16 protein-coding genes are annotated in these 20,370 nt (G+C 51.7%); 13 read left to right on the plus strand and 3 right to left on the minus strand.

Annotated features, from left to right (window positions below; genetic code table 11):
- Positions 1-320 precede the first annotated feature (320 nt).
- From FYZ48_RS14120 to FYZ48_RS14150, 7 genes are all read left to right on the plus strand, one after another.
- Positions 321-1,376 (plus strand): DUF3500 domain-containing protein, encoded by a 1,056-nt coding sequence (locus FYZ48_RS14120; protein ID WP_149341397.1) that lies wholly within the window; start codon positions 321-323, stop codon positions 1,374-1,376.
- Positions 1,377-2,076: 700 nt separating this feature from the next.
- Complete coding sequence (locus FYZ48_RS14125) at positions 2,077-2,961, plus strand: sugar phosphate isomerase/epimerase family protein (RefSeq protein WP_149341399.1); 885 nt, start codon at positions 2,077-2,079, stop codon at positions 2,959-2,961.
- A 286-nt stretch (positions 2,962-3,247) separates the two neighbouring features.
- On the plus strand, positions 3,248-3,955 hold the full coding sequence (locus tag FYZ48_RS14130; protein WP_149341401.1) for a PTS sugar transporter subunit IIA: 708 nt from the start codon (positions 3,248-3,250) through the stop codon (positions 3,953-3,955).
- Between the two features lie 304 nt (positions 3,956-4,259).
- On the plus strand, positions 4,260-4,991 hold the full coding sequence (locus tag FYZ48_RS14135; RefSeq protein ID WP_145037344.1) for a PIG-L family deacetylase: 732 nt from the start codon (positions 4,260-4,262) through the stop codon (positions 4,989-4,991).
- A 167-nt stretch (positions 4,992-5,158) separates the two neighbouring features.
- Positions 5,159-5,899: a PP2C family protein-serine/threonine phosphatase gene (locus FYZ48_RS14140; protein ID WP_149341403.1), complete on the plus strand. Its 741-nt coding sequence runs from the start codon at positions 5,159-5,161 to the stop codon at positions 5,897-5,899.
- Between the two features lie 86 nt (positions 5,900-5,985).
- Entirely contained in the window at positions 5,986-7,566 is a 1,581-nt protein-coding gene (locus FYZ48_RS14145) for a hypothetical protein (RefSeq protein WP_149341405.1), read from the plus strand.
- A 257-nt stretch (positions 7,567-7,823) separates the two neighbouring features.
- Entirely contained in the window at positions 7,824-8,660 is an 837-nt protein-coding gene (locus tag FYZ48_RS14150; RefSeq protein ID WP_149341407.1) for a hypothetical protein, read from the plus strand.
- Positions 8,661-8,666: 6 nt separating this feature from the next.
- Here the strand turns inward: FYZ48_RS14150 and aroH are convergent, their stop codons facing one another.
- On the minus strand, positions 8,667-9,038 hold the full coding sequence (aroH, locus tag FYZ48_RS14155; RefSeq protein ID WP_149341409.1) for a chorismate mutase: 372 nt from the start codon (positions 9,036-9,038) through the stop codon (positions 8,667-8,669).
- Positions 9,039-9,438: 400 nt separating this feature from the next.
- Here aroH and lpxD point away from each other — a divergent pair, with 400 nt between their 5' ends.
- Together lpxD and FYZ48_RS14165 are read left to right on the plus strand one after the other, a co-directional pair.
- The gene (gene lpxD, locus FYZ48_RS14160; protein WP_149341414.1) at positions 9,439-10,539 is read left to right on the plus strand and encodes a UDP-3-O-(3-hydroxymyristoyl)glucosamine N-acyltransferase; all 1,101 of its coding nucleotides are present in this window, start codon (positions 9,439-9,441) and stop codon (positions 10,537-10,539) included.
- Between the two features lie 43 nt (positions 10,540-10,582).
- On the plus strand, positions 10,583-11,476 hold the full coding sequence (locus FYZ48_RS14165; RefSeq protein ID WP_145037332.1) for an LpxI family protein: 894 nt from the start codon (positions 10,583-10,585) through the stop codon (positions 11,474-11,476).
- A gap of 9 nt (positions 11,477-11,485) precedes the next feature.
- Here FYZ48_RS14165 and FYZ48_RS14170 read toward each other — a convergent pair whose 3' ends face one another.
- Complete coding sequence (locus FYZ48_RS14170) at positions 11,486-11,911, minus strand: FHA domain-containing protein (RefSeq protein ID WP_149341418.1); 426 nt, start codon at positions 11,909-11,911, stop codon at positions 11,486-11,488.
- Positions 11,912-12,530: 619 nt separating this feature from the next.
- Between FYZ48_RS14170 and ppdK the strand changes: the two genes are divergently transcribed.
- Together ppdK and fusA are read left to right on the plus strand one after the other, a co-directional pair.
- Positions 12,531-15,263: a pyruvate, phosphate dikinase gene (gene ppdK, locus FYZ48_RS14175; protein WP_149341422.1), complete on the plus strand. Its 2,733-nt coding sequence runs from the start codon at positions 12,531-12,533 to the stop codon at positions 15,261-15,263.
- Positions 15,264-15,689: 426 nt separating this feature from the next.
- Positions 15,690-17,834, plus strand: coding sequence for an elongation factor G (gene fusA, locus FYZ48_RS14180; RefSeq protein WP_145439318.1), 2,145 nt, complete (start codon positions 15,690-15,692; stop codon positions 17,832-17,834).
- Positions 17,835-17,862: 28 nt separating this feature from the next.
- Here the strand turns inward: fusA and FYZ48_RS14185 are convergent, their stop codons facing one another.
- The gene (locus FYZ48_RS14185; protein WP_149341427.1) at positions 17,863-18,795 is read right to left on the minus strand and encodes a dihydrodipicolinate synthase family protein; all 933 of its coding nucleotides are present in this window, start codon (positions 18,793-18,795) and stop codon (positions 17,863-17,865) included.
- Positions 18,796-18,959: 164 nt separating this feature from the next.
- On the opposite strand from FYZ48_RS14185, the gene FYZ48_RS14190 reads away from it, so the two are divergent.
- Positions 18,960-19,865 (plus strand): triphosphoribosyl-dephospho-CoA synthase, encoded by a 906-nt coding sequence (locus FYZ48_RS14190; protein ID WP_149341431.1) that lies wholly within the window; start codon positions 18,960-18,962, stop codon positions 19,863-19,865.
- The gene (locus FYZ48_RS14195) at positions 19,855-20,361 is read left to right on the plus strand and encodes a 6-pyruvoyl trahydropterin synthase family protein (protein WP_149341434.1); all 507 of its coding nucleotides are present in this window, start codon (positions 19,855-19,857) and stop codon (positions 20,359-20,361) included. The genes FYZ48_RS14190 and FYZ48_RS14195 overlap by 11 nt, the downstream gene beginning before the upstream one ends.
- Positions 20,362-20,370 lie beyond the last annotated feature (9 nt).

Here is a 20,370-nt window from a genome sequence, read left to right on the forward strand (position 1 = left end):
ATCAACATTCAATTATGGCCGGCGCTCCATCTGCCAGTTTTCAAAAATGGCCTGCCTCCCATTCTCTGAACACAAAGCCACACCATCAGACTAACAATGGCCCGGGGGGGATACCAGCACCAATTCCATGCATTTCGCTACATTCAGGAACTTCTATAACGATTAAATGGGTCTGTCAGGCAGCCCACCAAAGCCTACACCGAACTTCCAATCCCCAGCGATCTGTGAATTTTATTTGACGGTCAAGTTCCGGGATTGATAAACTGTTCCTAGAACCGGAACAATCTACCCTCTCCCCTTTAAAAAAGATTGGTGCTCTTATGCAATTTAATCCTGGCTCCTCCGCTGATAATAAATCTCCCGAATTTCTGCAGATCTCTCGACGGCACTTCGTCAGAACCATGGGAGCCGCTCTGGCAGGATCTCCACTTCTGGGTGCAGAGCATCTACTGGCAGGCCAGTCGGATACTCCAGCTAAAACAACTGCCCCAGAACCACTGGTCAAAAAATTGTACGAAAGCCTCACACCGGCGCAGAAATCCAAAGTCTGTTTTGACTGGGATCATAAGAGCAAATCAGGACTGCTCCGCCAGAAAATCCAAGCCAACTGGAACATCACCAAACCTTATGTCACGAGTGATTTCTACAACAAAGACCAGCAGGAACTGATTGAAGCCATCTTCTTCGGTCACTTTGATCCCAGCTGGCACAAAAATATCCGTCAGCAGCTACTGGACGATCAGGGAGGCTACGGTGAAGAACAGTCGATTGCCATTTTTGGAACCCCTGGTACAGACCAGTTCCAGTTTGTAATGACCGGCCGACACACAACGGTTCGCTGTGATGGTGACAGCGCCGAGCATCTGGCATTTGGTGGCCCGATCTTTTATGGTCATGCTGCAGAGGACTTCAATGAAAAACCAGATCATCCCGGAAATGTTTTCTGGCAACAGGCTCTCAAAGCCAATCAGGTTTACAAGATCCTGGATGGAAAACAACGTAAACAGGCACTGATTCCTCAAGCTCCCCAGGAATCACGAGTGCAGTTCAAAAAGTCAGCCGACCAGATCACCGGTCTGCAGATCGCCGACATGACTAAGGACCAGAAACAGGAAATGCAGAGTGTTCTCAGCCTGTTACTGGAACCGTTCCGAACCTCAGACCAGCAAGAAGTGCGCAAGTGCATTGATACCCAGGGTGGGCTGGACCAGTGCCGACTCTCCTTCTATCAGTCCGGAGATATCGGCAATGATGAAACCTGGGACATCTGGCGACTGGAAGGCCCTTCCTTCGTCTGGCATTATCGCGGTGCCCCCCACGTGCATGTGTGGGTCAACGTATCAGATGATCCCAAAACGAAAATCACCACTACTTAATGCAATGAATGTGCATCGCAGGGGACTGAATTCCAGCCCCTGCTTCTGTCGTTCACTGACAATGAATTGACAACGCTAAGTGGCTTTTCATCTTTTGAGAATAACCGGGATCACAGTGCGCCCACAATTGCCCACTGCTGGGCAAAGTATAAGCCATCAGTGGAAAATAATTGAGCGGTTGAGTATGCGGCGCCTCGCTCTACATCACTCACCGCTACGGGTGCACGTCAGCATTTTCACTGCGTAAAACTGATGATCAATCCACATCACAACTAATTACTCAGTGTGCTGTATCCCTGCCACGATTGCTGTTTCGGAAACTCATGAATCACTTACGAGAATATTATTGCAATCGGAAACTCATGAATATTTCAAGCATTAAAATAATATTTCCCAGGCAGACAGAAGAGAAACAGAAAGTTCTTTCAACTCAATAAAACCTTGTTTGATGTCGGTTGACTTTCTGTCGCGATAGACAATATTGGTTGGTAGCAATTCTTGTTTTCTATTTTTTAGTATGGAAAAATAATTGCGATTACTTATGATACGCTCTGCCGTATCAGTTTCGATGTCAGCAGAATAAAAAATCTGGCAGCGTAATAGCCGGGCAACCCTGGCTGATACTTTTGTTATTCACAATCGTTTTTTTTTCTGATTGTAAATATAGACCTGATCTACTCTCCAGACAGCAGGTGACCGAGTGACTAAAGAGCTTCTCTCACAGCAAAAAGTCAGTTCGTTCTCAACTCCAGCTTCCACAATAAAACCAGATCATGCCAGCCCATCACTCTCGCTGTCAGAGCGTATTTCGATCAACCAGATAACTACCTATCACTGGTCGTTCAAAGAAAGTTTGAACGGTCTGCTTTCGGCAGGCATTCCTGCGATTGGATTGTGGAATCGAAAAGTTCTGGACCTCGAACCTGCAGAGGCAGCTGAACTGGTCATCGATTCCGGAATGAAAGTCTCCACAGTTTCCCTTGCTGGAGGATTTACAGGCTGCAATGAATATGCGTTTGAAGATGCCATTGCTGATGCGATCCAACTGATCTGCTTTGGTGGTCAGGTCAACGCCTCTGCCATCCAGATCGCCAGTGGACCTCGAGCGGGACACACACTCAATCACGCCCGTGACTTGACCATGGAAGCTCTCAAACGACTGGGGGATGTTGCCTCACTCACCGGGACCCGGCTGGCACTTAAAACAATGCGTTCCCCGCAGTCCCGCCACTGGACGTTTCTGAATTCTCTGCATGCGAACCTGGAACTGATTGATGCTTGCGGGCATCCTGCAGTTGGCCTGGCGCTGGAACCGGCATTGCTGCTCAACGAAGAAAACCCTGTGCAGTTACTCTCCGAAATCATGCCACTCATTGCCTCAGTTCAAGTTTCTGACTGGGACATCTCTGAAGAACTGACCGACGAGTTCCCGCAGTACCAGTTGCTCGAGATGATCCATGATTCCGGCTACAAAGGTTTCTATGACCTGGAAATCTGGTCCGAAGAAATCTGGCAATCCGACTACGAATCTCTGTTGAGTCGAGTGCGACAACTCACTCAGGTAGAGTCTTCCCGCTACGAATAGTCGCACACCGACTTGGCCTCCATTCCCCGGAACTGCTGCGAATCATCGCGCCTGTAGATTGATTCCGGACTCCCTGTTGGTTTACCATGGTTGACAGAGACGATCTGCAGATGCAGCACACCAATTTCTAAAATCCAGCCAGTATCTTCTTCCCCGCATACTCCCTGCTTTAGTTGGTAAGCAGACTGTCTCATGAGTTGATGCAATTCCCCGCTCTCCGGTATGCGGTGAAGAAATACGCCGAATCAGTCCGTCTCGGAACTCCTCAGAGACATGGTAACCAGCGATGGAGCATGAATCTTACAGCCTGGATGATTTAGCAAGACAGCTAGGTCGTGACAAACGCGAGTTGGAAAAACTGGCAAGCCGGGGCAGAATTCCCGGCCGTAAGGTTAACGGAGAATGGCTGTTCAACTCGACCGAAATCACACACTGGCTGGAACAGGAGATGCGGAGCTATTCCACCACCGAGTTGGAACGCGTAGAACAGACCCACCCCACAACTCAATTGGATTCAGAGCACTTGATCAGCAGCCTGATGCCTGAAGAGTTGATGGAAGTCCCCCTGGATGCCCGCACCAAACGCTCCGTTCTGGAAAGTCTGATTGAAATTGCCGGCCGAACCTGGCAGATCTGGGAACCGTCAGCAGTTCTGACCGCTGTCCAGGAACGTGAGGAAGCGTACCCGACCGCCTTTGACAACGGCGTTGCAATCCCGCACCCCCGTAACCCACTCTCCGATGCCGTCGGAGAACCGGTTATCGCTTATGGCAGAACACTCTCGGGAATCCCTTTCGGCTCAGACAGAGGCGGACTGACAGACATCTTTTTCCTGGTGATCTGCTCCGACACCGCGACTCACCTCTCTGTGCTGGCGCGGCTGGGACGAATGCTGCAACTTCCCGATTTTGTCGATCTGCTGCGTGAGGCAAGCACTCCTCAGGAGACCAGACAGGTGATCATCGAAGCGGAAAAACGGGTCGCAGAACAGTAAGATTCGTCACCAGTGAGCTCAGCCGGTTCTCTGTGCCCCAGATGATTCACTTGAAATTCATCTTACCGTCACATCGAAATCTGTCCGGGACTTGATTGATCCGTTTCCTGAGATAATCCGACAGACATCATTGACGAATCTGTCTCCAGCACAAAGAATAGTTTTCACTGCTCGAACTTTCGCCCCTGTCTGAAACCATTCTCACAATCAAGTTCTGTACAGGGCGACCCTTCCAGAAAAATAGCGGGCATAGAAATAAACGGTCAACATCAATCATATTTGAACGTGATAAAGAATAACCGCCATGAACGTAGAACTGCCTGAACCTCTGGACGTGATTGCCGTAGGTGCCCATCCCGATGATGTCGAAATTGCCTGTGGCGGTACTCTGGCCAAACTGGTCCAGCAGGGATACCGGGTCGGCATTATCGACCTGACTGATGGTGAACCCACGCCTCTCAGCCCTGGGCCGGAACATCGTCTCGAGGAAGCCCGAAAGGCTGCAGAGATTCTGGGAATTCAAGTCCGGGAAACCCTGGAACTGACCAACCGACGGTTGTTTGACAGTTTTGAAAATCGTGTCGCGCTGGCAACGCTGTTTCGCAAATACCGCCCCAAAGTCGTTCTGGGCCTGGCAGGTAAAACCCCCATGGCCTCCCCGGATCACTGGCAGGCCATGCAGATTACCGATGCTGCTGTCTTCTATTCGCGTCTGACAAAATGGAATGAGCACTTCAGCCACACGGAGCCGCATACCATTCAGAAACAGGTCTGGTACCCCCTTGGTTTCGGCTCACTGAATTACCCGGAAGGCAGCGGGCAGTTCGTGGTCGATATTTCCGAAACCCTGGACCAGAAGCTGGAATCGATTCGCGCCTATCAGTCGCAGTTTCCTCCAGAAAAGAAACGTGTCTACCGCCTGGTCGAGAGCCAGAACCGGCTGGTCGGCACCAGTGCCGGTTTTGAAGCAGGCGAACTCTTCATCTGTGCCACGACCCTGGGAGTCCGGGATCTGGTGCAAACGGTCTGCCCCTGAAATGCTTCATAAGACACTAAAAAACCAGCAGATACGGCATTATTAAAATTTCCATCGTCATAAAAAGATGTTATGATACTATCAGAAATCGCACATGTGTCCCCTACGGACATCTAAATTGAGTAGCCACTTTTTGATTTTTCATCGACGCACATACAGGCCCATTAATGGTTGAAATTCGTTACGGCAAAGTCAGTATCACGGGAAATTTCCGGGAGAACAATGAAGATAATTTCTTCATTGATGAATCGCGGAAGTATTTTCTGGTTGCCGACGGTATGGGCGGACAGTGTGCCGGAGAGAAAGCCAGCCAGTTAGCAGTCGAGTTGATTCCCAAACGACTGGACGAGCTCATCGACTTTAATTCCACTCCCACAGGAGAGGTTGTGCAGTCGATCGACAAAGCTGTCGCGCATGCCAATGGTGAGATCATGGCTCTGGGCGAGTTGGATCCCAATTGTCGCAGCATGGGCACGACGATTGTCTTCGTGGTTCAGGTTGGCGGAGAACTCTTTATCGGCGGAGTTGGTGACAGTCGTGTTTATCTGCTCCGAGACGAAAAGCTGCATCAGCTGACTACCGACCATTCGCTGACCCAGGCACTGGTCGATGCAGGCACAATCACCCCGGAAGAAGCATTAACGCACCGTTATAAAAATGTGCTCTATCGGTATCTGGGAACCAAAGATGGCAGTGCGGGAACCCAGGCCCAGCAACTGGCGCCGCAGTCACAGGATCGCATCATTCTTTGTTCGGATGGTGTTACCGACGGAATTCCCGATGAGAAACTGCAGGAACTGCTCAGTCAGTATGACGACCCGCAACAGGCGGCTGAAGAAATTGTCAAGTCAGCCCAGGAAGGTGGCTCGAAAGATAACATCACCTGTATTGTGCTGCACGTCAGCTGACATCCCCTTTCAGAAATGCCGGTTTGAATCCGGCAGCGGCAACGGAGCCCTTTTCGTCGACGCCCTGTTTTCCATCTGGCTGATCAATGCGAGTTCGATCCTTCATCCCGTTTCTGATCGCCATTCTGCTCACACTGGGTCTGTTTTATTCTGATTCCATCTCACTGGGTATCCCCGGAGAATGGAGCTGGCAGCGAATCCCTTTCACAGGACCAAGCGTCCTGTTCGGTGCCATAGTCGCCGGCCTGATTCTTGCCGCATATCTCTTGCTGGTTGTCTGGGGCCATGCGCGCATCAGCGACTGCCGTCGTGGCGAGCTGATTGCCTGGCTCACAGGGTTGGTCATCGCCAGCCTGACCTGGTCATTCTACCTGCAGGACAGCCCCCCGGCGGAATACTCTCTCTCCAAGGCTCCTTTCGTATTGTACTACAAAGGATCTTCCGGATACTTCACAGAAGCAAATACCAATATCAAAAACGTTGCCACCTACCTCTCTGAATACGAAACCAAAATGGAGGGAGGAGACGTACTGCACGAAGGGACGCACCCTCCCGGTCTGCCCCTGTTCTATCGATCGTTGATCTGGCTCTGTGACACCTGGCCGGGACTGCAGTCCTTCTTATTCGAAACGCAACCTGCGTCCTTTCAGATCGCCTGTGAAATTATTGCAGAGACGACCGCGCTCACTCCTGATCCACTGACCAGCCGGGATCGGGCCGTGCTCTGGCTGGCAACCCTGATTACCCTGCTCGCTTCTGCACTGACCGTGATTCCCCTGTTTCTACTTGCCCACGAATTCTGTTCGCGCAGAATCAGCTGGCAGGTCGTTGCATTCTGGCCACTGATACCTGCAGCGCTGATCTTTCAACCTAAGTCAGATGCACTTTATTCCGTTCTGGCGGTATCGTTTCTTTACTGCTGGGTTGCCGCCTGGCGTCGGAAGTCTGCAGCCTGCTTTATCCTGGCCGGACTATTGATCTGGAGTGGCTTGTTTCTCACGCTCGCCTTTCTACCGGTTGCGCTGTGTGCCGTTCTTTATTCACTACTCTCCGCATGGAAACAGAGAGCAGAAACAACTCCACATCAATTCCCCTGGAAACGATTGTTTGCAGCGGCAGGCTGGAGCCTATTGGGATTTGCTGTCCCGCTGATCCTGTGTGCGATTCTATTTCAGCTCAATCTGCCTCGGGTCTGGATTCTGAATCTCCAAAACCATGCCGGCTTCTATGATGAATATCCCCGCACATACTGGAAGTGGCTGTTGCTGAATCCCCTGGAGATCAGTCTGTCAATCGGGCTACCTGTTATCTGGCTGGTTCTCAAGTCACTATGTCGGCGCCCTGATCCAGATCTCACCCCAGGATCACACCACGCGACCAGCGTGTATCCCCTGTTATACTCCTGCCTGCTTGTGCTCGGACTACTCTGGCTCTCTGGCAAAAACATGGGAGAAGCCGCTCGCCTCTGGCTCATCTTTCTGCCCTGGTTCCTCTTGATGACCATTCCTGTCTGGCAGCTTTGCCAGCAGCAATTTGAGGATTCTCAAGAACAGCCTCCTTCCTCTCTCAGACAGCAGACTTTCTGGATTGGTGCTCTGGTCGCTCAGGCGATTGTCTGCGTCGCGACAGTCTTCCGTATCACCGGTTTTCATTTCCCCCCCGGTTAGGCATATCCTGAGCGATTTAACTCCAGCGTCGCAATCCGCTATATTCCCTACAACCCGATAAGTCGGAATTCCCGGCAAAACAGTCTTCCCGGTTCTCAGATTCCGACGATAAGCATTGTGTGCGCCCTGCCTGATCAATCGCTGCGGTCCAGTTCTAGAACTGTGGTTTGCCGCTGCCTGAACTGATAGAGGTGTCTCCCTTGACCGTTTAGTTTCACCCCCGAATACTTACAGAGCCAGACTGCAGGTTGCCTCTCATGGCGAAGTTTAAACTCGGTTTCCTTTCAACACTCAACAGCCTGTGCATGGTTCTGTTTTTGAGTGCGGGATGTGCGGACGACTCTCTGGAATTCACTGAACTCAAGCAGGTCAATGAGAAGGTGACTGAGGCAGAACTCAAGCGTTACCTCAAAGTCATTGAGCTTCTGCCACAACAGAAGCTGCCTGCCTTCCCCTCGGTTTATGCTCCAGCGCCATCCTGGAGCCACATCCGGTCGCTGCCGATCGAGGATCTGGTTCACAGCGAGCAGAATAACCTGTCACTGCTCTGGGATGTGGATCGCATTGGGGATCAGTTCGGACTTCGTAATCGCAGTCTGAAGAAAGCACTCCGCAGACGGGACATGTCGAAAGAACAGTTCATCTGCTACACGCTTGCGCTGGGACTGGCGGCCAGCCGGAATCAGCTGCGCGAGGATCAGGATCTGGAGGAAGTCATCGAAAAGGGTAATAAAACGATTCATCAGTTGAAACTGGATAAACGCCCTTTCTCTTCGCTCTCCCTGGAAGAGCGTCACCGCACATTGCATGAAGCCATGTGGATTTCCCGGGTGAACCGGGCCGAACACCTGATACAGGTTCCACCGGAAAATATGAATCTCGTCAGAGCCCACTGGGATGAATTACAGAAATTTCTGCCTCCGGAGTTCCTGAAAAATCCGCTGGATGAACTCACGGACATCCTGGAAGAAAGAGGGATTCCCTTCACCTTTCCAGATGACGATGCGGACGAGCTGCTGCACTGGACTTCGACCAATGCAATTATTGGCAACGATGAGCCAGACCCCGAACCGGAGCAAACCCGGATTCAGTAAGCGGGCCTATTGAGCTGCGGCGACGTCCGGCCGAAGTTTTTGAGCTTCATTCAGGTAAACGTGCACCACTTCGGACTGTTTCTGGTCAGTATTTACGTGAATCATCACACGAATACAGCGAGGCATCGCTCCTTTTACGGCGATTTCAGAGGCACAAATCAGTGGGACTGATTTCATTCCCAACTCACGGGCTGCTTCGGCCGGAAAGGCGGATGTCAGGTCAGGTGTGGTGGTAAAAAATACGGAGACAATATCTTCGTAGTTTTCAATCCGATTCGCTTTGAGCAGTTGCTCCAGCAGATCACGTGTCGCAGACAAAACCTCTGCTGAAACGTCCTGTGTTACTGTTGTTGCACCACGAATTCCACGTACCGACATCGTTATTACCAAGCATTCCTGAAAAATCTTCTGCCGCATAACTGAACATACGAACCAGTCAATGCAACCTGATCAACGTAAATTAAGCCTATTCCATGAAATTAACATCCTAACTAATTCTTCGGCTGTTGGCTACCAGTGGCATTCCTGAATTCTGAGGAGACTCCGGTCACAAAACAAAGAAGCAGCAGCGCTCACCGCCCTGCTTAACATCTCAAGATGTGGAAACATTTTGCGTCTGAGTTAAAAAATGCTCTTGCGTTACTTTTGTAAAATCAGGTAAAAATCATCCGATTCCGGGAAATCAGGATTCAAAGAGTGCCAGGATGGTATCTCATTTTCCCGTATTCTATCAGACAATTGATATCGCAAACGTACATCTCTCGGAAAGGACTCCTTGATGTCGACGACGGTGGAGTGGATCGCTCAAGAACTGAATTGCCCGGCCCGTGGCAATCAGAGACTGGAAATACATGGAGCGGAATCCGTTCTCAAAGCGGGTCCCCATGATATCACTTTTGTGGGCGATGAACTCAACCTGAAACGCCTCAAGTCGAGTCAGGCCGGTGCCGTGATTATCGAGCAACGCCTGGAAGAGTCGTTCCAGAAAGCTTTTGAATCCACCCCGATGACCTCCCTGACCGTGGTGGACGCCCAGGCTGCCTTCATCAAAGTCATTCAGAAACTCCGTCCTGCTCGGGAGCTTCCCGAAATCGGCATTTCTCCTGCAGCTGATATCAGTGACCAGGCCACAATCGGTGAAAACTGTCACATTTATCCGCGGGTCACGATTCGCCCTGGTGTCAAAATTGGAAACAACTGCCGGATTTACCCTGGCGTCTACATCGGTGATGACTGCGTCCTCGGTGACGATGTGACCATTCATGCCAATACAGTTCTCTACCCGGATGTCAAAATCGCTGACCGGGTTTTAATTCACGCCGCAGCAGTGCTGGGATGTGACGGCTTTGGCTATCGCTTCGAAAAAGGCCAGTACGTCAAGATTCCTCACCTGGGCAGTGTGCGTATCGAAGACGATGTCGAAATTGGCGCCGGAACAACCATCGACCGGGGTATGATCGGACCGACAGTCATCGGTCTGGGAACCAAGATCGATAACCAGGTGATGATCGCTCATAACTGCGAAATCGGCAAACATAACGCGTTTGCTTCGCAAGTCGGTTTTGCCGGTTCGATTACCACAGGAGATTACGTTCGCTGTGCAGGACAGGTCGGTATCGCAGACCACGTGCACATCGGCGATCAGGCTACTCTGGGCGCCCGGGCCGGTGTCCACCGCGATATTCCGCCCGGCGAAGTCCATATCGGAACACCTGCAGCGCCTGAAAAAGAACAACGGAAAATTGTGATGTCGATTCGCAAGGTTCCTGAAATGCGGAAACAGATCCGTGACCTGGAACAGCAACTCAAAACACTCACACAGCAGTTCGAAGCTCTGAACGATTCGAGTCAGATCAACGACAAATCCGCGCTTACCTGAGCCTTCATTTCAAAACCCGTTTCAACGTGAAACTGACTGATTCATGATGAATACATTACAAACTCCCCCTCCCGATACCCGACGACAGATCGGATTGCTGGCTGGTGCAGGCCGCTTCCCAATCGTCTTTGCGGAACAGGCACAGCAACAGGGTTATTCCGTCTGCTGCCTGGGCATCTTCGGCATGGCCAGTGACGAACTGATGGACATCTGCGATACGTTCCACTGGATTCCCCTGGCACGCATCGGCCGGGCAATCAAATTGTTCAAACGGGAAGAAGTTAAACGCATCGTAATGGCGGGCAAGATTGAAAAAACGGTCCTGTTCAGCCCGTTTCGAATATTCAAACTGTTACCCGATTTCCGCACGCTGCATATGTGGTATCGTTACGCCAGGGAAGATCGTAAAGACGATACTCTGCTTCTGGCGGTGATCAAAGAATTTGAGCGTGACGATCTATTTTTCGAATCAGCACTGGATTATTGCCCGGAGTTACTTGTGAAACACGGATTTCTGACGAAACGACGTCCCAGCCACTCACAGTGGGAAGACATTAAAATGGGTTGGGATATTGCCAAGCAGATGGGCCAGTTGGACATTGGACAAAGTATCGTCGTGAACGATAAAGCTGTCATCGCCGTTGAAGCGATTGAAGGTACCGATCGTGCGATTCAACGGGCCGGCCAGCTTTGTAAACGAGGTGGCTTCACCGTGGTCAAAGTTGCCAAACCCCAGCAGGATCGTCGATTTGATGTTCCCACGGTGGGTATCAAAACATTGCAGACCATGCACGAAGCAGGTGGCCGGGTACTGGCAATTGAAAGCAACCAGACGATCATGATCGATCAACAGGAAGTCGCCGACCTGGCAGACAAGCTGGGAATCGCGATCGTTTCACTCAACGAAGAAGAGCTGTCACTGCAACTGGCCGGCTGAGTTATCAGTTTATTCTGAGGCCAGTTTCAGCTCACTGTCACCATCGGATTCTGGTTTTTCATCCAGGCTCTCGACCTCCAGGTTGAAGGCAGTCAGCATCTCGGTATGGCGATGACTTTCTTCGACCGGTTCCTGCTGCTTTTTATGCTTCCCGGTTAGTTCTACCTCGAAGCGGGTCGAAGCGATTGAGAGTTCATCTCCCGGCAGCAGTGCACCGCGGGTGATTTTCTGACCGTTCACCCGAGTTCCGTTTGTGCTGCACAAGTCTCGCACGAATAGAAGACCGTCCGTTTTGATAATCACACAATGGATCTTAGAGATGCTGTTTTTATCAATCTGAACGTCACACAGGTCCGATTTCCGACCGACCACTGTAACGTCTTTTTCAATCAGAATCGGCTGACCACCATTTAATGGAATCAGTTTCGCTATCATGGTACAGCCCGCATCGAGATCTCGAGATTTGTAAGTAGAGAAATGAAAGTGAGTTAACATGATCCCGAGATCGGCCCCCTGACCGGAATCACTAGCGCTCAATTAAATGTTATCACAGCTGAAGCGAATTTCCACGCTAATTCTGCTCACTTCAGGGGAATCAACCGGCTGTGAGCTCTGATTACGTCGGCTTTGGTGAAGATTCAGAGGATTTCCGGGAGCGTTTAACCCGAATCTATCCAGTCGCTTGACGGCCAGACGGAGCAATGGTAGTGTCCCTAGTAAATATGCTGCAATCCGATGGCTTAACGTACAGTAGCCACATCCGCTGCAAACAGCAGATTGCCCGGACGGAACGACTTCGAAGGAAGTCCCATCGGAATCACTGGATAGCAACCGCCAGAGACGAGTCTGTCTTCCAACAAAATAATCAGCAGCTGGCAAATTCTTGCCGACTGTCGCGTGTTAGGAATTGAGCAGGAGAGGGGCTGAATCTTCAGTCCCGCATCTTACTGGGAAGCTGCGAGCTTCTGAACAATAGATATGTACTGGTCAGCGTCCGGTTTCTTTGCGTGAAGGGACCGACGGGCTGATTGATTAACATTTAGAGGAATTAAGTATGTCAGGTCAAAAGTATGTGTACTTCTTCGGTGATGGAAAAGCAGATGGCGACGCCACATTGCGCAATACCCTGGGGGGGAAAGGGGCCAACCTGGCAGAAATGATTAACATCGGGCTCCCCGTCCCAGCTGGTTTCACCCTGAATACAGACGTCTGTATTCACTACAGCAAAACCGGAGGCGAATACCCCGAAGGTGTAGACGCACAGGTTGAAGAAGCTCTGGCCAAAGTCGAAGAAGCCATGGGCGCTAAATTCGGCTGTGACACCAACCCCCTGCTCGTCTCCTGCCGTTCCGGTGCCCGGGAATCCATGCCCGGTATGATGGACACCGTTTTGAACATCGGTCTGAACGACACCACCGTCGAAGCACTGGCGAAACAGTCCGGCAACGAAGCGTTCGCCTGGGACAGCTACCGCCGCTTCGTGCAGATGTACGGCGATGTGGTTATGGGTATGAAAGGTGAACACGAAGATCCGTTCGAACATGCTCTCGAAGCCAAGCGTGAAAAAGCCGGCGTCCAATACGACTCTGAACTGAGTGCCGAACACCTCAAAGAACTGGTGGCTGAATTCAAGACACTGATCAAAGAGAGCACTGGAAAGGACTTCCCGACCGATCCCAAACAGCAGATCTGGGGTGCTATCGGAGCCGTATTCAGCAGCTGGGATAACGACCGTGCTGTCGTTTACCGCCGCGATTATGGCATTCCTCACAACTGGGGAACCGCCTGTAACGTACAGGCTATGGTTTACGGAAACCTGGGCGACGACTGTGCGACTGGTGTCGGCCTGACCCGTAACTGTTCGACCGGTGAACCTGGTTTCTGTGGCGACTACCTGATCAACGCTCAGGGTGAAGACGTGGTGGCTGGTATTCGTACTCCGAAACAGATCGAAGCTACTTTGAGCAGCGACATGCCGGAAGGTTACAAGCAGCTCGAAGAAATCGGTCAGATCCTGGAAAAACACTACAAAGACGTGCAGGACATCGAGTTCACAATTCAGCGTGGCAAGGTCTGGATGCTGCAGACTCGTAACGCAAAACGAACCGGTTTTGCCGCCGTCCGCATCGCCGTCGATCTGGTAAACGAAGGCCTGGTCAGCAAAGAAGAAGCGATCACCAAACGCCGGATTCCTGCTGACGACCTGAACCAGCTCCTGCAGCCGATTTTTGACCCGGCTGAAAAACAGAAATCCGCCCAGGAAGGCAACCTGCTGACCAAGGGTATCAACGCCGGTCCAGGTGCTGCCAGTGGTCACATCTGCTTCAGTGCTGAAGAAGCCGAAGCCATTTTCAACCGTGACAACTCCGCTCAGCTGGTACTCGTTCGTCGCGAAACCAGCCCCGAAGACCTTCGCGGAATGCGTGTTTCAAAGGGGATTCTGACCGCCCTGGGTGGTGCCAGCTCACACGCTGCCCTGGTGAGCCGCCAGATGGGTAAAGCTTGTGTTGTCGGTGCTTCTGAACTGAAGATTGACTCCGCAGCCGGAACCATCACCGCCGGTGACAAGGTTCTCAAGAGCGGTGACTGGATCAGCATCGACGGTTTCACAGGCGAAATCTTCGCCGGTAAAGTGGAAACCAAACCGAGTGAAATCGTGGAAGTTCTGATCTCCAAAACCATGAAACCTGAAGACTCAGAAGCATTTCAGCGATACCAGCAACTGATGGGCTGGGTTGACGAAATCCGCAAGCTGCGTGTTCGAACTAACGCTGACCAGCCCGATCAGGCAGCTGAAGCCATTGCTTTCGGTGCTGAAGGGATTGGTCTGTGTCGAACCGAGCACATGTTCTTCCACCACCTCGCTGAAATCCGCGAAATGATCGCTGCCGGCGATGTGGAATCACGCACCAAAGCTGTTAACAAGCTGCTGCCCTTCCAGCGCGAAGACTTTACCGGCATCTTCAAGGCCATGAATGGTCTGCCGGTAACCATTCGTCTGTTGGATCCACCGCTGCACGAGTTCCTCTCTGACCGTCACCTGGAAGAAAACCCGACACTGGCAGAAGAACTGGCCAACGAACTGGGTGTGACTGTTGAATTCATCCGTCGCCGTGTAGAAGAACTGCACGAGCTGAACCCGATGCTGGGTCATCGTGGCTGTCGTCTGGGTATTGTTTATCCAGAAATCACCGCGATGCAGGCCCGGGCCATCATGGAAGCCGCCTGCGACGTGCAGAAAGAAGGCATCGAAGTGCATCCTGAAATCATGGTGCCTCTGGCTGGATTCCAGACCGAATTCGATAACCAGGCCAGCATCATCCGTGAAGTTGCCGAGCAGGTTCTGGAAGAAAAAGGCGTCAAGGTTGAGTACATGGTCGGAACCATGGTCGAACTGCCGCGTGCTGCCATCTGTGCAGATCAGATCGCAGAAACCGCTCAGTTCTTCAGCTTCGGTACCAACGACCTGACCCAGACCACTCTGGGTATGAGCCGTGACGACTACGGTACCTTCATCGGTCACTACCGTGAAAATGACATCATTCCTGCAGACCCGTTCCAGACCATCGACCAGGATGGTGTAGGTCGTCTGATGCAGACCGGTGTCGAACGCGGTCGTGGTACTCGCTCTGACCTCAAGATCGGGATTTGTGGTGAACACGGTGGTGATCCTGCCAGTGTGATCTTCTGCCACGGACTGGGTCTGGATTACGTCAGCTGCTCACCTTTCCGGGTTCCAATCGCCCGTCTGGCAGCAGCCCAGGCTGTACTGGATGAAAAAGCATAAGCTTAGTTAAAGTTTGAACTTACCTGCAGGGAGAATTTCATCTGAAATTCTCCCTGTTTTTTTCCCTTTCACATTCGGCTTCTGACGTATACAATATTGAGGCAATAAATCAGGGAGTTTTCGGAATTTAACCAAAAATCCTCTTCCCCCGAAGTCGATACAACGATAAGATTCTACGCTCACACCTTACGCTCAGATTATCTACTTGCGAATGTATCGGATGTCAGTGATCCCTTGTTGTGAAAACCTGCCGGGTCAGCCATCACACCAGTAGAGTGATGCGATTTGCGGGGCCTGCCTCCCTGTAAAACTTGAGAGCTTCTTCTCAAAAGTTCCGAATAATATTGAGCTCTTGATCAAGGTCGGTACGTTGCCGATCATTTTGTATCCATAACACGTTCCCTAAAGTAAACCTGCACTAAAGCCATGAAAAATCTGGACAAGTATCGAAACATTGGTATTTCGGCTCACATCGACTCTGGTAAAACCACACTTACCGAACGGATTCTGTACTACTCAGGCCGAATCCACAAAGTGCGTGAAGTGCGAGGTGGTGACGGTGGAGCAACCATGGACAGTATGGACCTGGAGCGTGAGCGTGGGATTACCATCGCTTCTGCCGCCACACAGGTGCAGTGGAGAGACTATACTGTCAACATTATCGATACCCCGGGCCACGTTGACTTTACCGTGGAAGTGGAACGTAGTCTTCGCGTGCTGGACGGTGCTGTTCTCGTGCTCTGTTCGGTAGGCGGTGTACAGAGCCAGTCTCTGACCGTTGACCGTCAGATGAAACGTTACGGCGTTCCCCGTATTGCCTTCATCAACAAGATGGACCGTACTGGTGCCGATTCTGCCAGCGTGATCAAGCAGATCGAAGAAAAGCTGCACGTTGTGCCTCTGCCGCTGCAGATTCCCATGGGCGAAGGTGCTCAGTTCGAAGGTGTAGTTGACCTGGTAACCATGCAGGCCGTCACCTACGAAGGCGAACAGGGTGAAAAAGAAGTCCTCGGCGAAATTCCTGAGCAGTTCAAAGCTGCTGCTGAAGAAGCTCGTGCTGCGATGCTGGAAACCCTCTCCATGTTCAGCGATGACCTGATGGTCGCCCTGCTGGAAGAGGCAGAAATTCCCGTTGACGACATTTACAAAGTCATTCGTGAAGCGACTCTGTCCCACGAAATCACCCCCGTCATGATGGGAACAGCTTTCAAAAACAAAGGTGTGCAGACTCTGCTTGACGCCGTGGTTCGCTTCCTGCCCAGCCCGCTCGATCGTGAAATTTCCGCGATTGACCTGGACGCTCAGCAGAAAGCGATCAAAGAAGGTGCAGAAGATACGCACAGCGATTCGTTCCGTACGAAACTGTCTCACTCTTCCGACAAACCTCTGGTTGCCATGGCCTTCAAGATTGTCGACGAAACCTTCGGTCAGCTGACCTACATGCGAATCTATCAGGGTAAAATTGAAAAAGGTCAGAGCTACGTCAACACCCGAACCGGGAACTCTACCCGCTTCGGCCGGTTGGTACGTATGCACGCTGACAGCCGTGAAGACGTTGATGTAGGTGAAGCTGGTGACATTATCGCCGCTGTAGGTATGGAGTGTGCCTCCGGGGATACATTCTGCAGCGATGGTGAAAACTACGCTCTGGAAAGTATCTTTGTACCTGAGCCTGTGATTCGTCTCTCGATCGAACCACTCGACCGGGACGGTGCCGATCGTCTGGCCAAAGCTATTCAGCGATTCAACCGCGAAGACCCCACCTTCCACGTGATGACTGATGAAGAAACCAATCAGACCATCATCGCTGGTATGGGTCAGTTGCACCTCGATGTTTACATCGAACGTATCAAACGTGAATACAAAGTCGAATGTATCGTGGGTGAACCCCGCGTGGCTTACCGCGAAACACCGACCATCCCTGTGGAATACAATCACAAGCACAAAAAGCAAACTGGTGGTTCTGGTCAGTATGCTCACGTCGTTGGTAAAATTGAACCAATGCCCGTGGAAAATGACGGCGAAACCTACGAATTCAAAAATGCGATCACCCAGGGCCGTATTCCCAAAGAATACATCCCGGCTGTGGACAAAGGATTTCAGCGAGCTCTTGTTAAAGGCCCCTTGTGTGAATGTGAAGTTGTGGGTGTTTCCGCCACTCTGTCGGACGGTAGCTACCACGATGTTGACTCTTCAGAAATGGCGTTCAACGTCGCCGCATTCAACTGTATGCGTGACTCTCTGAAGAAAGCAAACATGGCACTGCTTGAGCCGATCATGAAACTCGAAGTGGAAGTTCCTGAAGAATTCCAGGGTGCTGTCACTGGTCATATCGCTCAGAAACGCGGTGTGATCAATACATCGGAAACCAAAATGGGAACGAGTGTCTTCATCGCTGAAGTCCCGCTGGCAAGCATGTTTGACTATGCCAACGAACTGCGTTCCATGACCCAGGGTAAAGGTGGATTCAGCATGGAATTCTCCAAGTATGCCCAGGTCCCACGTAACATTCAGGAAGAAGTCGTTGCCCGTCGTCTGAAAGAAAAAGAAGAACGGATGGCAACTGCCTGATTCTGAGAATCAAACGAAAAGCCCCGTTTTACGAAACGGGGCTTTTTTGTTGCGCCAACTCAGCTTCCGCAGCCAGAACCGGCTCCATCAGCTGACGTATTTCCGCTTCCTGTTCGCTGGTCAGTGTCCGCTGAGGTGGCCGCGGAGGTCCGAAATCTGCACCTGTCAGAGTAATGGCATACTTCAACATACTGATGTTGAAGCTGTCTCCGCAGCGTGCCCGATAATCTTCGATCGGCAGGATCTGTTGCTGAATTCGCATTCCCTCGGCATAGTCGCCCGAGAGAAACGCCGCGTGCATCGCCAGCGACAGATGCGGACAGACATTCCCGGCCCCGCTGGTAAATCCACCTGAACCAGCCAGCATGTAATAAGGCGCAAACCGCTCTGCAGAACCGCAGACCCATTCCATGCCTTCCGTATCGGCGGTGACCGTGGTCCGGAACTGATGCATCTGATTCACCGAATACTTGACCCCCACGGCCCGCTCGTCCGAGGCCAGCTCCAGCAGCAGCTCGTCACTGGGAATCGCCGCTTTCTTATAGAACAAGGTAGGACAGTCGGCAGCGTCCATCACGGCACGGTAATATTCTTCCGCCCCGCGATCACTCATGTAAGGATGAGCAAACGGCATGAACATGATGCCGGTGGCCCCTGCCTCCAGACAGTCAACCGCCAGTTGCTTCGCTGCATTTATCTGGTAACCGATGGGTGCAAAAATCAGGGTTTCCGGACCGGTAACTTCGCGAGTGATCTTTACCAGTTGCACAATTTCCTCTGGCAGCAGACTGTGAAATTCACTGGTTCCTGCCCCGGGAAGATAAACACGCATGCCTGCCTCATACAGTTTCGCCGTATGTGCTGACTGCATCTCGACGTTGATCCGATCCTGCTGATCGAAGGCGGTCAGTGGGACAATATGCACGGTTTGCAGCTGTTGACGCTCAATCGATGGGCTCATAAAACAATTCCTGTTACCTGTTCGGTTCAAGTTGTCAGAGACTTCAATTCTCAGAAGAGATCCTGCAGAATTGACCTCGGAGTGAATTCCCCCGCAATATTCTTAACAGTCTTTACTTACTGTTGTACGCAGATTTTCACCGACCATCAATCAAACCAGCGTATATGAGTCAAAATAAAGCACAACTCGAAAACTGGTGCTATCTGGCCTGCCTGCTCGAAGCGACCGCACGAAAACCGGGAAATGTACATCCTGGCGTCTCGTTTCCCGATCTGGCATACGTTGATTTCCTCCGTTCTGCACGGGCGATTGCCCCCCTGCTCCCACAGTCAGAGCCAGGCAGAGTAGGTGAAACTATCTTGAATTGCATCACAGCAACCCGGGATGTCTCTGCCAGCAACTCCAACCTGGGCATGGTCCTGTTACTGGCCCCGCTGCTGGCTGTACCGACCGAGCAGACCATCTCTGCGGGAATTGACTCGGTTCTGGAGGGATTGAGCGTCGCTGACGCGCGACTGGTTTACGAGGCAATCAGAGTGGCCTGTCCGGGTGGCCTGGGAGAGACAGAAACTCAGGACATTTCTGACGAACCAACGGGCACACTGCGCGAAGTCATGGCCCTGGCAGCTGAGCGGGATGCCGTCGCGCGAGAATATGCCAGCGGATTTGAGATCACCCTCCAGACAGCGGTCCCCGCACTACAGGAATTCTGGAATCAATCCTCAGACTGGGAAACCGCCGTCATTCGTCTGCAGCTCCAGCTGATGGCCGACTGTCCGGATACATTGATTGCCCGTAAATGCGGTATCGCTGAAGCAGAGGAAGCAGCCCGGCGAGCTCGCGAGACCTTACAGGCGGAAGACTTTGAAAGCGGCTTGCAGGCACTTGACCACTGGTTGCGCGAAACGGGAAATCGCAGGAATCCGGGAACGACAGCCGATTTAATCGTCGCGGCTCTGTTTGTTGCCCTGCGGGACGGTTTCATCAAGCCCCCTGCTCCGGCTACAATCAGAGAAAAAGTCCCTCCACCTTTTCAAGCGGAATTGAGCTCGTTAATTCATGAAGGATAGCGTCCCCCGATACAAAGTTCGCGTCACCAAAGACCACCTCGTCTTCAGTGCGGCACACTTTATCACTTTCAACGGAAATATTTGTGAGCGTCTGCACGGTCACAACTGGCGTGTCGCTGCTGAGCTGACCGGACCTCTCGACGAAAACGGTTATGTCTTCGATTTTATTGCACTCCGCGATCAGTTGCAGAAAACGGTAGATGCGCTCGATCACCGTGTTCTGCTTCCCACACAGCACGATAAAATTAAAGTCCGGGAAGATCAGAATGAAGTCGAAGCCACGTTCGAAGAACGGCGCTGGGTTTTCCCGCGTGAAGACTGCATCCTGTTGCCGATTGCCAATACAACGGCTGAATTAATCGCGCACTGGATTGGCCAGCAGCTGATGACTGTGATAGGATCAGACGCCGCAAGCCAGATCGAATTGGTCCAGATTGAAGTAGAAGAAAATTTCGGGCAGTGGGCAATCTGTGAACTCCCTGTCACCCGGAACTGATTGTCAAAA

Origin of the sequence: Gimesia chilikensis (assembly GCF_008329715.1) — a bacterium.
Classification (GTDB): Bacteria; Planctomycetota; Planctomycetia; order Planctomycetales; family Planctomycetaceae; genus Gimesia; species Gimesia chilikensis.

Bases quoted from the DNA above. Each gene is read 5' to 3' on its own strand.
- FYZ48_RS14120 (WP_149341397.1), top strand. From the start codon at position 321: ATGCAATTTAATCCTGGCTCCTCCGCTGATAATAAATCTCCCGAATTT.
- FYZ48_RS14130 (WP_149341401.1), top strand. From the start codon at position 3,248: ATGGAGCATGAATCTTACAGCCTGGATGATTTAGCAAGACAGCTAGGT.
- FYZ48_RS14135 (WP_145037344.1), top strand. From the start codon at position 4,260: ATGAACGTAGAACTGCCTGAACCTCTGGACGTGATTGCCGTAGGTGCC.
- FYZ48_RS14140 (WP_149341403.1), top strand. From the start codon at position 5,159: ATGGTTGAAATTCGTTACGGCAAAGTCAGTATCACGGGAAATTTCCGG.
- FYZ48_RS14145 (WP_149341405.1), top strand. From the start codon at position 5,986: ATGCGAGTTCGATCCTTCATCCCGTTTCTGATCGCCATTCTGCTCACA.
- FYZ48_RS14150 (WP_149341407.1), top strand. From the start codon at position 7,824: ATGGCGAAGTTTAAACTCGGTTTCCTTTCAACACTCAACAGCCTGTGC.
- aroH (WP_149341409.1), bottom strand. From the start codon at position 9,038: ATGTCGGTACGTGGAATTCGTGGTGCAACAACAGTAACACAGGACGTT.
- lpxD (WP_149341414.1), top strand. From the start codon at position 9,439: ATGTCGACGACGGTGGAGTGGATCGCTCAAGAACTGAATTGCCCGGCC.
- FYZ48_RS14165 (WP_145037332.1), top strand. From the start codon at position 10,583: ATGATGAATACATTACAAACTCCCCCTCCCGATACCCGACGACAGATC.
- FYZ48_RS14170 (WP_149341418.1), bottom strand. From the start codon at position 11,911: ATGATAGCGAAACTGATTCCATTAAATGGTGGTCAGCCGATTCTGATT.
- ppdK (WP_149341422.1), top strand. From the start codon at position 12,531: ATGTCAGGTCAAAAGTATGTGTACTTCTTCGGTGATGGAAAAGCAGAT.
- fusA (WP_145439318.1), top strand. From the start codon at position 15,690: ATGAAAAATCTGGACAAGTATCGAAACATTGGTATTTCGGCTCACATC.
- FYZ48_RS14185 (WP_149341427.1), bottom strand. From the start codon at position 18,795: ATGAGCCCATCGATTGAGCGTCAACAGCTGCAAACCGTGCATATTGTC.
- FYZ48_RS14190 (WP_149341431.1), top strand. From the start codon at position 18,960: ATGAGTCAAAATAAAGCACAACTCGAAAACTGGTGCTATCTGGCCTGC.
- FYZ48_RS14195 (WP_149341434.1), top strand. From the start codon at position 19,855: ATGAAGGATAGCGTCCCCCGATACAAAGTTCGCGTCACCAAAGACCAC.